The 12,499-nt window shown below is 64.7% G+C and carries 14 protein-coding genes and 1 riboswitch; of the genes, 6 read left to right on the top strand and 8 right to left on the bottom strand.

Translation table 11 applies throughout. The annotated features are described in order from the left end of the window. Positions 1-48: 48 nt before the first annotated feature. Both ACT7DV_RS02190 and ACT7DV_RS02195 read left to right on the top strand, forming a co-directional pair. Complete coding sequence (locus tag ACT7DV_RS02190) at positions 49-1,215, top strand: sensor histidine kinase (RefSeq protein ID WP_444660700.1); 1,167 nt, start codon at positions 49-51, stop codon at positions 1,213-1,215. Further along, positions 1,212-1,877, top strand: coding sequence for a response regulator (locus ACT7DV_RS02195; protein WP_444660701.1), 666 nt, complete (start codon positions 1,212-1,214; stop codon positions 1,875-1,877). The genes ACT7DV_RS02190 and ACT7DV_RS02195 overlap by 4 nt, the downstream gene beginning before the upstream one ends. Here the strand turns inward: ACT7DV_RS02195 and ACT7DV_RS02200 are convergent. Both ACT7DV_RS02200 and ACT7DV_RS02205 read right to left on the bottom strand, forming a co-directional pair. Further along, on the bottom strand, positions 1,825-2,181 hold the full coding sequence (locus ACT7DV_RS02200; RefSeq protein ID WP_444660702.1) for a VOC family protein: 357 nt from the start codon (positions 2,179-2,181) through the stop codon (positions 1,825-1,827). The two genes, ACT7DV_RS02195 and ACT7DV_RS02200, sit on opposite strands and share 53 nt — an antisense overlap. A gap of 32 nt (positions 2,182-2,213) precedes the next feature. Then, a complete protein-coding gene (locus ACT7DV_RS02205) occupies positions 2,214-3,113 on the bottom strand; it encodes a LysR family transcriptional regulator (protein WP_444660703.1) in 900 nt (299 codons plus the stop codon). 116 nt (positions 3,114-3,229) lie between these two features. Between ACT7DV_RS02205 and ACT7DV_RS02210 the strand changes: the two genes are divergently transcribed. Beyond that, positions 3,230-4,615 carry an MFS transporter gene (locus tag ACT7DV_RS02210; protein ID WP_444660704.1) on the top strand — a complete coding sequence of 462 codons (1,386 nt, stop codon included), beginning with the start codon at positions 3,230-3,232 and terminating at the stop codon, positions 4,613-4,615. Between the two features lie 46 nt (positions 4,616-4,661). On the opposite strand, the gene ACT7DV_RS02215 is transcribed toward ACT7DV_RS02210, so the two are convergent. The 5 genes from ACT7DV_RS02215 to ACT7DV_RS02235 form a co-directional block, all read right to left on the bottom strand. Further along, a complete protein-coding gene (locus ACT7DV_RS02215; RefSeq protein WP_444660705.1) occupies positions 4,662-4,892 on the bottom strand; it encodes an SHOCT domain-containing protein in 231 nt (76 codons plus the stop codon). Positions 4,893-5,013: 121 nt separating this feature from the next. Then, entirely contained in the window at positions 5,014-5,352 is a 339-nt protein-coding gene (locus tag ACT7DV_RS02220; RefSeq protein WP_444660706.1) for a TM2 domain-containing protein, read from the bottom strand. Positions 5,353-5,442: 90 nt separating this feature from the next. Next, on the bottom strand, positions 5,443-6,114 hold the full coding sequence (locus tag ACT7DV_RS02225; protein WP_444660707.1) for a response regulator: 672 nt from the start codon (positions 6,112-6,114) through the stop codon (positions 5,443-5,445). Then, complete coding sequence (locus ACT7DV_RS02230; RefSeq protein ID WP_444660708.1) at positions 6,111-7,214, bottom strand: sensor histidine kinase; 1,104 nt, start codon at positions 7,212-7,214, stop codon at positions 6,111-6,113. The genes ACT7DV_RS02225 and ACT7DV_RS02230 overlap by 4 nt, the downstream gene beginning before the upstream one ends. 120 nt (positions 7,215-7,334) lie before the next feature. Continuing rightward, on the bottom strand, positions 7,335-8,198 hold the full coding sequence (locus tag ACT7DV_RS02235; protein ID WP_444660709.1) for a bifunctional methylenetetrahydrofolate dehydrogenase/methenyltetrahydrofolate cyclohydrolase: 864 nt from the start codon (positions 8,196-8,198) through the stop codon (positions 7,335-7,337). 40 nt (positions 8,199-8,238) lie between these two features. Further along, positions 8,239-8,315: riboswitch (ZMP/ZTP riboswitch) on the bottom strand. A 32-nt stretch (positions 8,316-8,347) separates the two neighbouring features. Between ACT7DV_RS02235 and ACT7DV_RS02240 the strand changes: the two genes are divergently transcribed. The 3 genes from ACT7DV_RS02240 to ACT7DV_RS02250 are packed head-to-tail and all read left to right on the top strand — an operon-like array spanning position 8,348 to position 10,847. Further along, positions 8,348-9,409 carry an FAD-dependent oxidoreductase gene (locus tag ACT7DV_RS02240; protein WP_444660710.1) on the top strand — a complete coding sequence of 354 codons (1,062 nt, stop codon included), beginning with the start codon at positions 8,348-8,350 and terminating at the stop codon, positions 9,407-9,409. A gap of 39 nt (positions 9,410-9,448) precedes the next feature. After that, on the top strand, positions 9,449-10,291 hold the full coding sequence (gene purU / locus ACT7DV_RS02245; protein WP_444660711.1) for a formyltetrahydrofolate deformylase: 843 nt from the start codon (positions 9,449-9,451) through the stop codon (positions 10,289-10,291). 37 nt (positions 10,292-10,328) lie between these two features. Beyond that, positions 10,329-10,847, top strand: coding sequence for a gamma carbonic anhydrase family protein (locus ACT7DV_RS02250; protein WP_444660712.1), 519 nt, complete (start codon positions 10,329-10,331; stop codon positions 10,845-10,847). Here ACT7DV_RS02250 and ACT7DV_RS02255 read toward each other — a convergent pair. Further along, positions 10,844-12,493: an HNH endonuclease signature motif containing protein gene (locus ACT7DV_RS02255; RefSeq protein ID WP_444660713.1), complete on the bottom strand. Its 1,650-nt coding sequence runs from the start codon at positions 12,491-12,493 to the stop codon at positions 10,844-10,846. The two genes, ACT7DV_RS02250 and ACT7DV_RS02255, sit on opposite strands and share 4 nt — an antisense overlap. Positions 12,494-12,499: the final 6 nt, after the last annotated feature.

Raw genomic sequence — 12,499 nt, forward strand, 5'->3', positions numbered from 1 at the left:
CCTTAAGGGGGATACCCGGAGGCGTGGGGATCGGGGATGCTTGAAAGCATGAACTTCATTCGGCGGATGGGCAGCGGCGACAAGGAACCGGAGGTCGCCGGCACCTACCTGGTTCTGGTCGTCATCCTGCATCTAGCCGGTGTGGCCAATAGGCCGATATTCCCGGCCAGCGGCGTTGAATGGATCCTTCTGCTGCTGCTTGGCGTGGGCGCGATCCTCATTCGCCGCCGCTGGCTGCTGCCCAGCGCAGTGGTCTTGGCGCTGTGCGGGCTCGGGATGCTCGGGGTGGGAAGCATCGGCGGCTATTTCCTGATCTTTGAATGCATTTTCGGGTCGTTCCTCCTCGGGTCGGCCAGGGTTCGAACCGTGATGTTCTTCATCTTGGCAGTAGTGGCCCTGGGGCTGGCGATCGCCAGCTGGCTGGCGACGCAGAACCTGCAGGAGGTGGTGCTGAGCCTGTTCATGGCCGGCTTCATTCTCTTCATCCCGATGCTCTGGGCCGAAAATGTGCGCACCGCCAAGGAACTGGCCAGAGCTGAAACCCAGCGGGCGCACGCCCTGCAAACCGCGGCCACGTCGCGTGAAGACCGCCTGGTGGCCGAGCATCATGCTGCACGGATCGAAGAACGCACCGCCTTGGCCCGCGAGATGCATGACGTGCTTTCGGCCAGGTTCTCTTCCATTGCCTTGCTTTCCGGGGCGCTCTTGCCCGAAGCCTCCCACAACGCGCGGGGACCCTTGCAGAGCATCCGCGACGAGTCGGTTTCAGGCCTTGAGGACATGGCGGGCATGGTGCGCATGCTGCATCAAGGCGGCCAGGCATTGCAGGCGCGCATCGAGGATCTGCCAGCAGTGGCAGCGGGCTTTGGCGAGCCGGTGCGCTGGGAGTACCGAGTCGAGGATCCAGAACGCTTCAGCCCGGCGGTGCATACCGCCGCGCACCGCACGGTGTCCGAGCTGCTGGTCAATCATGCCAAGCATGCCCCCGATACCTTCTTGGAACTCAGCGTCGTGCAGCACCACGGGTTGAGCATCGTGGCCAGGAACAGGATGCCCGGTGCGCCGCACTCGGATGCGCCGGGGGCCGGGATCGGACTGCGCAATATCCGTACCCGCGTGGCAGCCCTGGATGGGCGGTTCGCGCTGCGCACCGGCGAAATGTTTGAAGCGCGGGTCGAATTCCCCGAGATCGCACGAGGAGCGGAGACGCCATGAAGGTACTGATTGTTGACGACCACGCCACCGTCCGCATGGGCATCCGGCTGGTTTTGCAGGCCGCGGAGGACCTGGAAGTGATCGGCGAGGCGGCCGATGGGCGATCGGCCATTTCCATGGCCCGGGCTTTGGCGCCAGACGTGGTCCTGATGGACCTGCGCATGCCCGTGCTCGATGGCATCGAGGCGACGAAGGCGCTGCATGGATCCTGCTCCGTGGTGGTGCTGACAACCTTCGACGACGATGAGTATCTTTTTGGCGCCCTGCAGGCCGGGGCCCACGGATTCCTGCTCAAAAGCGCGCAGCCGCAGGCGATCATCATGGCCGTGCGCGCGGCCGGCCGGGGCGAATCCATGCTGGACCCCCAGGTGACCTCCCGAGTCCTGGCCCGCGCCCTGGCCCCGGAACCCGCCGGGGCCCTGCCCGATGGGCTGACGACGCGCGAACGCGAAGTGCTCGACGGGTTGGCTCAGGGATTGAGCAACCCGCAGCTGGCCCGGCGCCTGGGCATCGGGCACAGCACGGTGAAGACGCACGTTTCGCAGGTGCTGGCCAAGCTAGGGGTGTCCTCCCGGCTTCAGGCGGCAAGAATCGCCTTTGCCGCCGGTGCTACCAGCTCACCAGGCAGAAGGGATGATCCTGCGGATCCAGGTAGACCCTGAAGGTCTTGGTGCCCTCGCCGGTGGCCTTCGCCCCCAGGCGCAGCACCTGTTCCTCGGCCAGATCCAGATCGGCGACCTTCACGTCGATATGGGCCTGCTGCGGGTGGATATGCCCGGGCCATTGCGGCGCAACATACGGGCTGACGGCTTGGAATGCGAGCGCCGGGTGGTCCGGGGCGTCGCCGATCGACACCCAGTCCGGCTCGTTGTCGATGCGTACCATTCCAAGGAGCTGTTCGTAGAATTCGGCCAGTGCATCGGGGTCCTCGCAGTCGAAGACCATGGCCTGCCATGTGCCAATCATGGCCCCATTATGCGCCTGGGTTCCACCCGCGTCTACCAGGACTCAGCCATTGCGCAGATACAGTGGTCGATCAGCGCCTGCACCCGGGCGGGAATGCGCACCGAGCGCGGGGTGATGGCCACCACCGCGTTGGAATAGTTCGGCGCTTTCAGATCCCGGTAGGCCAGCGGCCGGCCCTCCACGGAGACCGCGGCGTTATTCGGCCGGCGCATCAGCAGCCCGTAGCCCAGCCCCCGCCCGACCATGGCGGAGACCAGGATCATCTGCGGGACGGCCGCGGCGATCGTGGGTGACAGGCCCTGGGAGGCGAAGAGCTGCATCTGGTGATCGGTGCTCGGCTCCGACTCGTACATGATCAGCGGTTCTGGCGCGAGGTCCGCCAGTTCCAGCGGCCGCTTCAGCTGGGCCAGCCGGTGTTCGGGGTGCAGCACCACCTGCATTTCGGTGCGGTAGACCTGCTGCTTGTCCAGGTCCGCGGGCAGCGAGAGATCGTAGACGAAGGCGACGTCCAGCTCCCCGTTGCGCAGGGCGGGCAGCAGCTCGTCATGGGTGCCCACGCGCACTTCGAGCTGCACCTCGGGATGGTTGAATCCCTGGAGCGTTGCCGGGATCAGGTGCGGGGAGAGGGAGGCAAAGCATCCGAAGCGCACCGGCCCGCGCAGGCTGCCGCCGGCCTGCGGGAAGGTGGCGCCCAGTTCCCCCACGTCGACCATGATTTTCCGGGCCATCTGCGCGAAGTGATGCCCGGAGGCGGTGAGCGAAAAGCCGTGGGCCTTGCGGCGCAGGCACAGGCTCTCCCCGGCGAGGCGCTCGATCGCGGTAATCGCCTGCGACAGGGCCGATTCGGAGATCCGCAATTCGCTGGCAGCCGAGCCGAGCGTGCTGTGCCCGGGCAGCTCGGCCATGATTTCCAGATGGCGCATCGAATACATAAGCCTGCCTTCAGAAGTTCTGCAGATATTTGAAGTTTACCTTACCTGTATCGGCTGTCACACTGAAGTGACCCAGGGGCGAGCGGCAAGTGAGCCCCGCTCGCAAGGGAAGCTTCATGAGAACAGCACACGCCGCCAAGGCGAACCAACGACGCGTCGCCTTCGCCACCGTCATCGGCACCACCGTGGAGTGGTACGACTTCTTCATCTATGCCACCGCCGCCGGCCTGGTCTTTTCCAAGCTCTTCTTCGAGCCCGCCGGCCAGGAGATTGCGCTGCTGATCTCCTTCGCCTCGGTAGGCCTGTCCTTCCTCTTCCGGCCGCTCGGCGCGTTTTTGGCCGGGCACTTTGGCGACAAGATCGGCCGCCGGGCCATGCTGGTGCTCACCCTGGCCCTGATGGGCGCTTCCACCACCTTGATCGGCGTGCTGCCGACCTATGAAACCGCCGGCCTGTGGGCGCCGGTGCTGCTTTTGCTGCTGCGCATCCTGCAGGGCATTTCGGCCGGCGGCGAATGGGGCGGCGCCGTGCTGATGGCCGTCGAACACGCACCCGAAGGCCACCGCGGCCGCGCCGGCTCCTACCCGCAGGTGGGCGTGCCGTTGGGCATGCTGCTCGCCTCGGGCACCATGGCGCTGATGACCGGCGTGATCTCCCCCGGCGAGGCCTTCATGGCTTGGGGCTGGCGTGTGCCATTCCTCGTCTCGATCGTGCTGATCCTGGTCGGCTACTTCGTCCGCCGCTCCGTGGACGAGTCCCCGGTCTTCGAAGAGATCGCCGAGCACAAGGCGCAGACCAATGTGCCGATCCTGGTGCTGTTCAAGAAGCACTGGCCGCTGGTCATCATCGCGGCTCTGGTGTTCGCTGGCAACAATGCCGCCGGGTACATGACCACCGGCGGGTTCTTCCAGTCCTACACCACCAACCCCGAGGGCCCGGTCGGCCTGGAACGCACCGACGTGCTGGTCGCGGTCGCCTTCGGCGCGGCCATCTGGCTGGCCATGACGCTGGTGGCCGGGCTGCTGGCGGACAAGATCGGCCGCAAGCGCACCTACCAGCTGGGCTTCATCATCCTGGCGCTCTCGCTGTTCCCGGTGTTCGCCCTGGTGAACTCCGGCTCGCTGGGCCTGCTCTACGTGGCCTTCGGCCTGTTCTCCATCGGTCTGGGCCTGACCTACGGCCCGCAGGCGGCCCTGTACTCCGAGCTCTTCCCCGCCTCGGTGCGCTTCTCCGGGGTCTCGATCTCCTACGCGATCGGCGCGATTGTCGGCGGCGCCTTCGCCCCGACCATTGCCCAGGCGCTGGTGCAGGCCACCGGCGGCACCACCGCGGTGGCCGTGTACCTGCTGATCGTCGTGGCAGTGTCCTTCATCGCGGTCAGCCTGATTCGCGATCGCTCCGGCATCGACTTGTCCTTCCGCAACCAGGCCGAACAGGAAGTCGGCGCGCTGGTCTTCGACAAGCGCCGCGCGGAAGCGGCCAAAACCACCCAGGACGCCTAATAAACCGCAGCAGGCCCGCACTTGGCGGGCCTGCTGCGGTTAATGGCTATTTCTTGGTGCGCAAGACCTCAAGACGCTGCCGGTACTCGGTGTCGTCGATCTCCCCTCGGGCGAAGCGTTCGCGCAACACCCCTTCTGCACTGGCCTGGCCTTGGCGCTGCCAGCGGCTGCGCTTGAAGGTGAAGATCAGCAAGCCGATCACCAGGAACCAGAAAATCGGGAAGAACCAGAACGGGCCTGGTCCGTAGCTTGCGGCGTGGGCGAGAGTCGTGATCATGATGCTCCTTGGGTCGTGGGAACTGATGCATCCACTCTCCCTCGATCCGCCCACCGGCACATCCGCCTACGGAAGACACTGTGCATTGATCGTGTACTCCCGTGGGCAGTCTGCCGGTACGCTATGCCATGTATCGGGTGGTGCCGCGCTGGTTGATGCGTTGCACCGTGCCCGGGATGGTGAAAATGTCGATAATCAGCAAGATCCACAGCACGCCCAAAGGCACCCAGCCGATCAGGATGAAGGTCGTGGCCCAGCCGACGACGCCCAGCGCCAGGTACACGATGCCCGCCACTACCTGGCCGAGGTAGAACTTGTGAATGCCCAACTGGCCGAGGAAGAACCACAGCACATAGGCCAGCAGCATGCTCTTCTGGTTCACGATCACGATGTGGTTGTTGATCTGGATGGGCTGCTGCTCGTAGGGGTGCTGTGGCTGGCCGCCAGTATTTTCCGTCATGGGTACCTCGCTAAAGCTCGTTGCGTGTGATGATTCGTTCACCACCACTTTATTCGACAACTTGAGAATTCACGCCCAACCGGGCGCAGGTTACGCGTCGCCTAGCGCTTCGCCGGGGGTGATCAGGCCGGATTCGTAGGCCAGCACCACCAGCGAGGTGCGATCGCGCACCCCGAGCTTGCCGATGATCCGCGAAACATGGGTCTTGGCGGTCAGCGGGGTGATGAAAAGTTCCGCTGCGATCTCCGCGTTGGTTTTCCCGGTGCCGATCTGCACGAGCACTTCGCGCTCCCGGACGGTCAGTTCGGCCAGGCGCGGGTCGTCGGGAAGCTTCTTTTGGATGCCGGCGGCCACTTGGCTCAGCAGGGTGCGGGTGACACTGGGCGAGAGCAGCGAATCGCCTGCCGCCACAAGGCGAACCGCCTCGATCAGCTGCGCCGGCTCGGTGTCCTTGACCAGGAATCCGCTGGCGCCGGCGCGGATCGAGTCCAGGATGTAGTCCTCTAGCTCGAACGTGGTCAGCATGATCACGCGGGTGGGCAGATCGGCGGTGATCTGCGCGGTGGCAGAAATGCCATCGCCATGGGGCATGCGGATATCCATCAGCACGATATCCGGCTTCGTGGCGCGCGCCAGCTGCACTGCCTCGGTGCCACTGCCTGCGGTGCCGAGCACCAACATGTCGGCTTCGGCCTCCAGCAGCGCGCTGAAGCCGGCGCGAATCAGCGACTGGTCGTCAACGATCAATACCCCGATGCTCATGATGCCTCCTGGGACGCCCGCGGTGCCGGAATGAGGGCGGTAATGCAGGTTCCCGGGGTGGAGCCGGGAAGGTTTCCGGGGCCCAAGTCAACGGTACCGCCCAGGGCCTGAACCCGCTCGCGCAGGCCGCGCAGGCCGTTGCCTTCTAGTGCACCGCGCAGGCCTATCCCGTCATCGGCCACGCTCACCTGCGCCCGCGTTTCGGTGAGCTGCACGGCCACCTCCACCCGACTGGCCTTGGCATGGCGCACCACATTGGTCAGCGACTCCTGCACCACCCGGTAGATGGTGTTTTCCACCTTTTCATCCACCCAGACAGGTTCGCCCTGCGGCGCCGAGTAGTGCGTTTGGAGGGAGGTCAGCCGCGCGAGCAATTCAGGAAGCTGCTCCAGGCGTTGGCTGGGGATGCGCGGGGCGTCCTGGCGGAGCACCGAGAGGACCTGGCGCACCTCGCTCAGCGACTGCGCGGACCCGGCTTTGATGTTGGCCAGGGTTTCGAGCAGCTTGGCCGGATCGGGATCCCTTTCGGCCAGGTGCAAAGCGACCGAGGCCTGCACATTAATCATCGACAGGGAATGGGCCACCACGTCGTGAATGTCGCGGGCGATCACCAGCCGTTCCTGGTCGGCCTGGTGCTTGAGCTGCTCAGCTTCGGCGCGGTGGCGCTCAACGCGGCGCATCCTGCCGGCCCGGGCCAGTTCGCCGCCGAGCAGCACCACGGCCAGCCAGAGCAGCCCGATCAGTTGCGGTTCGCCGCGCAGCAGGAAAAGGATCGCTGCCCCGGCGGCAAAAGCTGCCGCCGATCCCCACGCCCACCACCTTGCCCCGGAAACCAGGGCCAGCACCAGGGCGATTGCCATCGACACGGCGAAGGGGCCTGCCGGGAAACCGGCGGCCACGTAGCCCAGGGCGACCGCTGCACATCCGGCCGCCGTCAGCCCGGGCGCGCGCCGGCGGAAAACCAGGATCGCCGGCCCGGCCAGCAATAGCAGCACCGCCGCGGCACTGAGTTCTGCGCCCTGGCGCCACGAAGCCATATGCGTGCCCATGACCTGGATGACGGCGACGGCCACGGGGAGGAACAGCGGTCGTCTTCTCATAGAACCGAGAATACTCCGGCGGGCCGGGCCGGGACATGCAGCCGGCGGGGCAAGGGCGATACTCCCGCGGGAGTACGCCAAGCCCGCGTCCACAGAGCAGACGCGGGCTTGGCGTACGGGCTAGCGGGCGTTGCGCTCGGCAGCCTCGACCACATTGTTCAGCAGCATGGCGCGGGTCATCGGGCCCACGCCGCCCGGGTTAGGCGAAATCCAGGAAGCTACCTCGGCGGCAGCCGGATCCACGTCGCCGGTGACCTTGCCATCAACGCGGGAAACGCCCACGTCGAGCACGATGGCGCCAGGCTTGATGGCGTCTGCCTTCACGATATGCGGCACACCGGCGGCTGCGATGATGACATCGGCCTGGGCTAGGAGTTCTGGCAGGTTGGTGGTTCCGGTGTGCGCCAGGGTCACGGTGGCGTTCACGCTGCGGCGGGTGAGCAGCAGGCCGACCGGGCGGCCGATGGTCACGCCGCGGCCCAGGACCAGCACGTGCTTGCCGTTCAGGTCGATATCGTGGCGGGCCAGCAGGTCCACGCAACCCAGCGGGGTGCACGGCAGCGGCGAGGTCATCGGGCGGTTCACGTTGGCCACCAGGCGGCCGAGGTTCATCGGGTGCAGGCCGTCGGCATCCTTGGACGGATCCATCGCCTCGAGGATCACGTCCTGGTCGATGTGCTTTGGCAGGGGCAGCTGCACGATGTAGCCGGTGCAGTCCGGGTTCTCGTTCAGTTCGCGGACCTTGGCGAGCAGCTCATCCTGGGTGGTTTCCTCCGGCAGATCCACACGGATCGACTCGATGCCCACCTCGGCGCAGTCCTTGTGTTTGCCGCCAACGTACCAGGCCGAGCCCGGATCGTTGCCGACCAGGATGGTGCCCAGACCGGTGCTGTGACCTTCAGCCTTCAGCTTGGCCACACGTTCAGCAAGTTCCTGCTTGATGGTGGCCGCGGTGGCCTTTCCGTCGAGAATGCGTGCGCTCACGCGTATCCTTCCGTAGGCGCCTCGTTGCCAAGGCGGGTGGTGTGCGGACCCAGGCGCGCGGCTCGCACAATTAGCTCCCCGGTGGTTACCCACCTAACGCCAGTCACGCGTTCCAGTGTAGCGAAAATCGGTGCGGGAATGAGAGCGCAGTGCGCAGGGTTACCTTGTATGTGTACTCGACAATTGTGATCGGCGCAGGGCAGGCCGGCTTGTCCGCTGCCTACCATCTGGCCAAGCGCGGTGTGGACTTCCTGGTGCTCGACGCGAACCCCGGACCAGGCGGAGCGTGGCAGAACCGCTGGGATTCCCTCACCCTCGGCGCCACCCACCATATCCACCCGTTGCCCGGCTTCCCGCTGGCAGACCAGGACTCCACAAGGCCTGCCTCGGTAGTTGTCAAGGAGTACTACGGCGAGTATGAGCGGCGCTTTGCGCTGCCGGTGCGGCATTCGGCCACGGTTACCTCGGTGCAGCGGGTGGACGATCACTTCGAGGTGCACGCCGATCAGCTGTACACCGCGCGCACCATTATTAACGCGACCGGGACCTGGACCAATCCGTTCTGGCCGGTGTACCCCGGGCATTTTGACGGCCCGCAGGTGCATACCAACGGATTTGTTTCGCCTTCGCAGTTTGATGGGAAGCGGGTACTGGTGGTCGGTGCCGGGGCCAGCGCCACGCAATTCATCGTGCAGCTGCGCGAGGCCGGCGTCGATACCCTCTGGTCTACTCGGCGAGCGCCGGATTGGCGGGAGTTCACCGGGGCGGAGTGGGGTCTGGATGTGGAGCGCCAGGTCAACGAGCGCACCCGGGCAGGATTGCCGCCCAAATCGGTGGTCGGAACCACCGGTCTGCTGCTGAACGAGAAGATGCGCGCCGGGATCGCTTCCGGGGCGCTGGTCTCGCGCGGGAAGATCGCCCGGCTGGAGTCCGACGCGGTGGTCTTTGCCGACGGTTCGCGGGAGAAGATCGACGCGATCCTCTGGGCGACCGGTTTCCGCCATGCCCACCGGCACCTGCGCGATCTGAAACTGCATACCGAAGCCGGCGGCATCATGATGGAGGAGGACGGGGTCTCCGCGACAGCGATGCCCGGGATCTTTTTTGTCGGCTACGGGGCGTCGGCCTCCACGCTCGGGGCGACGCGCGCCGGACGTAAGGCAGCGCTGGCTGCGTCGAAATACCTTGCGCCGGTTAACGTAGCTCACTGAATTGGCAGAAAAAGACTGACGGGGGCTACCTTAGACTCCATGAACCAGTACATCGTCACCCTCTCCTGCATCGATCGTCCCGGCATCGTCCACGCCATTTCGGGAGGTCTTTTGGGTGCCGGTTGCAATATCACCGAGTCCCAGCAGTTCCTCTCGCCTGAGACCGGCACGTTCTTCATGCGTATCGAAGTTGAGACCGAGCAGTCGCTGGAACAAGCCCGCGCGTCGCTGGCACCGATTCGCGACCAGTTCGCGATGACGCTGAAGGTAGCCGACGCAACTGATCGGGTGCGCACCATGATCATGTGCTCCAAGGCCGGGCACGCGCTCAACGACCTGCTCTTCGCCCAGCGGGCGGGCACGTTAGCGATCGATGTACCGGTGATCGTTTCCAACCATCTGGATTTGAAGCCGATGGCAGACTTCTACGGGGTGGACTTCGTTCACCTGCCAGTGACCAAGGAGAACAAGTCGCAGGCCGAAGCCGAGCTGCTAAAGCTCGCCGGGGACTACAACATCGAGCTGGTGGTGCTGGCGCGCTATATGCAGATCCTCTCCGACTCGCTGTGCGAACGGATGGAAGGCCGCGTCATCAACATCCACCATTCTTTTCTCCCGTCGTTCAAGGGTGCCAAGCCGTACCACCAGGCCTACGCACGCGGCGTGAAGCTGATCGGCGCCACCGCGCACTACGTGACCGCCGATCTGGATGAGGGCCCGATCATCGACCAGGAAGTCACCCACGTTTCGCACACCCGCACTGCCGAGCAGCTGGTGGAGCTGGGACGCAGCGTGGAGGGCCGCACGCTGACCCGCGCCGTGCAATGGCATGCCGAGCACCGCGTGATGCTCGACGGCCAGCGGACCATCGTCTTCTCATAACTCGCACCGTGCCCCCTCGGCAATTAGAGTGGGTGGCATGAGCCACATTATTACTATTGACGGGTCGACCCCGCAGGTCGCCGAGGATGTTTTTGTCGCCCCTACGGCCGTGCTGAGCGGGGACGTGGTGCTGGCGACTCGGGCCAGCGCCTTCTACGGGGTTTCCGTGCGCGGGGATTCCGCTCCGATCCGAGTTGGTGAACGCACCAATTTGCAGGACAACGTGGTGCTTCACGCAGATGCCGGCTTCCCCTGCACCCTGGGCGCGGGAGTGTCGGTCGGCCACTCGGCAGTAGTGCATGGCGCCACCGTGGGTGATGGCTGCCTTGTCGGGATGAGCGCGACCATCATGAATGGTGCGGTAATCGGTGAGCAGTCGCTCGTGGCGGCCGGTGCGCTGGTGCTGGAAGGCACCAAGGTTCCACCGCGCTCGCTGGTGGCCGGCGTTCCGGCCAAGGTGCGCCGTGAACTCAGCGATGAAGAGGTTGCAGGGTTGAACGTCAACGCCGAGCATTACCTCGAATTGGCGGCCAAGCATTTGGCTGCGAACTCCTAAGCCGCAGCGAACTCTACGGCCAGTAGCCCCGAACGCCATTGGGTTGTCATCCGCTCAGCCAGGGCTTCGGCGGCCAGCGCTTCAGCTGGGGTCATGAAATAGGTATTGATCCTTAAGCGTTGTTCCGGGTCGAGCTCCCTAGACAGTAGTACCAGGGGCCGACTTCCGGAGACCTTGACGGTCCTAAAGAGTCCGCAGTGCCGACTGATGTGGTGGATCGGGCAGTTCAGGTCCGCTGAGGCGATGTCGGTACGGCCACCCTTCTCCCACGGATCTAGGTGGTCCAGTTCGCAGCGTTCGGCGGGCATGGAGCAGCCAGGGTAGGAACAGCCTCGATAGGCGGCGCGGACGGCTCGACCTTGGGCCTTAGAAAAAAGCCGTTGGGTTCGGCCAAGGTCCAAGGGCAGAGAAATGCCATTGAGTACCAGCGGGTAAACGCCGGCGGTACAGAGTGCGGCTCGTGCTTCACCGGGGGTGAGGGGCAATCCGCTGGAAGTGACAGCAAAGTCCTTGAGCTGCTGTTGCATCTTTTCCCAGTTCAACACGATGCTGACCTGCGCTGCGGGCGGTGTTGATATACCGGAACCGGTGGGAGAACTTCCCATCAACAGGGTTAGCAGTCCCAGTAGCCGGCGGCGTTCGGGCTTCATGTCTTCCCACGGTTTGTGTTCATCCGGTCTCGGCGAACTTTGCAATGTTTCCGGTGGTGCTGATTGCTTCGGCTCGGCGGGTCCGGAATGGTTCCCGCCCTTGGCCCAGTCTGGCATCGACTCCTCATCGTCGCAGCCGCTCCCCGGTTCCCCGGTGAAATGAGCTTCGGCGTCCTTCAAGTGCTCGCGATTACCGGCCACGGTAGCCGGATTGTCCATCTTGGCGAGGTAGGCCTCGATAAAAGCCGCCTGCGAAGGAAGTAAGCGCAGCACATATTCGACCAGGCCTTGGCGCATGCCGCGTCTAAAAATACCGATGCACTCAAGCAGGGCCTTGATCGGGCGTTCGCCGGATTTCACCTCGGCTATGAGCGCGTTAATGTGTTTGCGTGCGGACTTCGGTTCGGTGCGCAGGAAAGCCAGTGCGTCGGCTTGGAGTTGTTCTTTCTTTTTACGCCCGGCTTTGCCCTCGCCCAGATCCTTGCGGGCTGAATGCAGTTTCGTGGCCGTGGCAGCGACCGGGCGTGGGTCGACGTCAGGATCCATGAATTGTTCGGCGAGCTGAGGCAACCACGGGGCGATGGGTTGACCTGCCTCATTCACCCCACCAATCAAGCAGTCGGCTTGGATCAGGCGGGCCGAAGCGGTGGCCCGTGGAATATCCAACCAGTCCTGCAGCAACCCGGAGGCACTATTAAAGTGGGTGCGTCCGGTGGTGGTGTGGCCGGGGGCTGCTTCGATCTGCTCGAGAGTGGGATTGGTGCCGGCATCGGAGATAGCTTGGAAGGAATCCCGGTCGAGTTTATGCGCGCCGGTGCGGCGCACCGCGTGGGCCGCTTCGATCTGCGCACGGGCCTGCTGCTGGCCCAAGTGCTCGGTGAGCAGCGCGAAGTAGGCGGCGTGGCCGGCGGGCAGGTCACCGGAGAGCACAGCCGTGGCTGAGGCGATCAGTTCGCTCGCCTCAGCCAGATTCTTCAGTGCCTGCGCTGTATCCATAGACAC

It is taken from the genome of Glutamicibacter sp. TV12E (genome assembly GCF_052441935.1).
In the GTDB taxonomy this organism is placed as follows: Bacteria; Actinomycetota; Actinomycetes; order Actinomycetales; family Micrococcaceae; genus Glutamicibacter.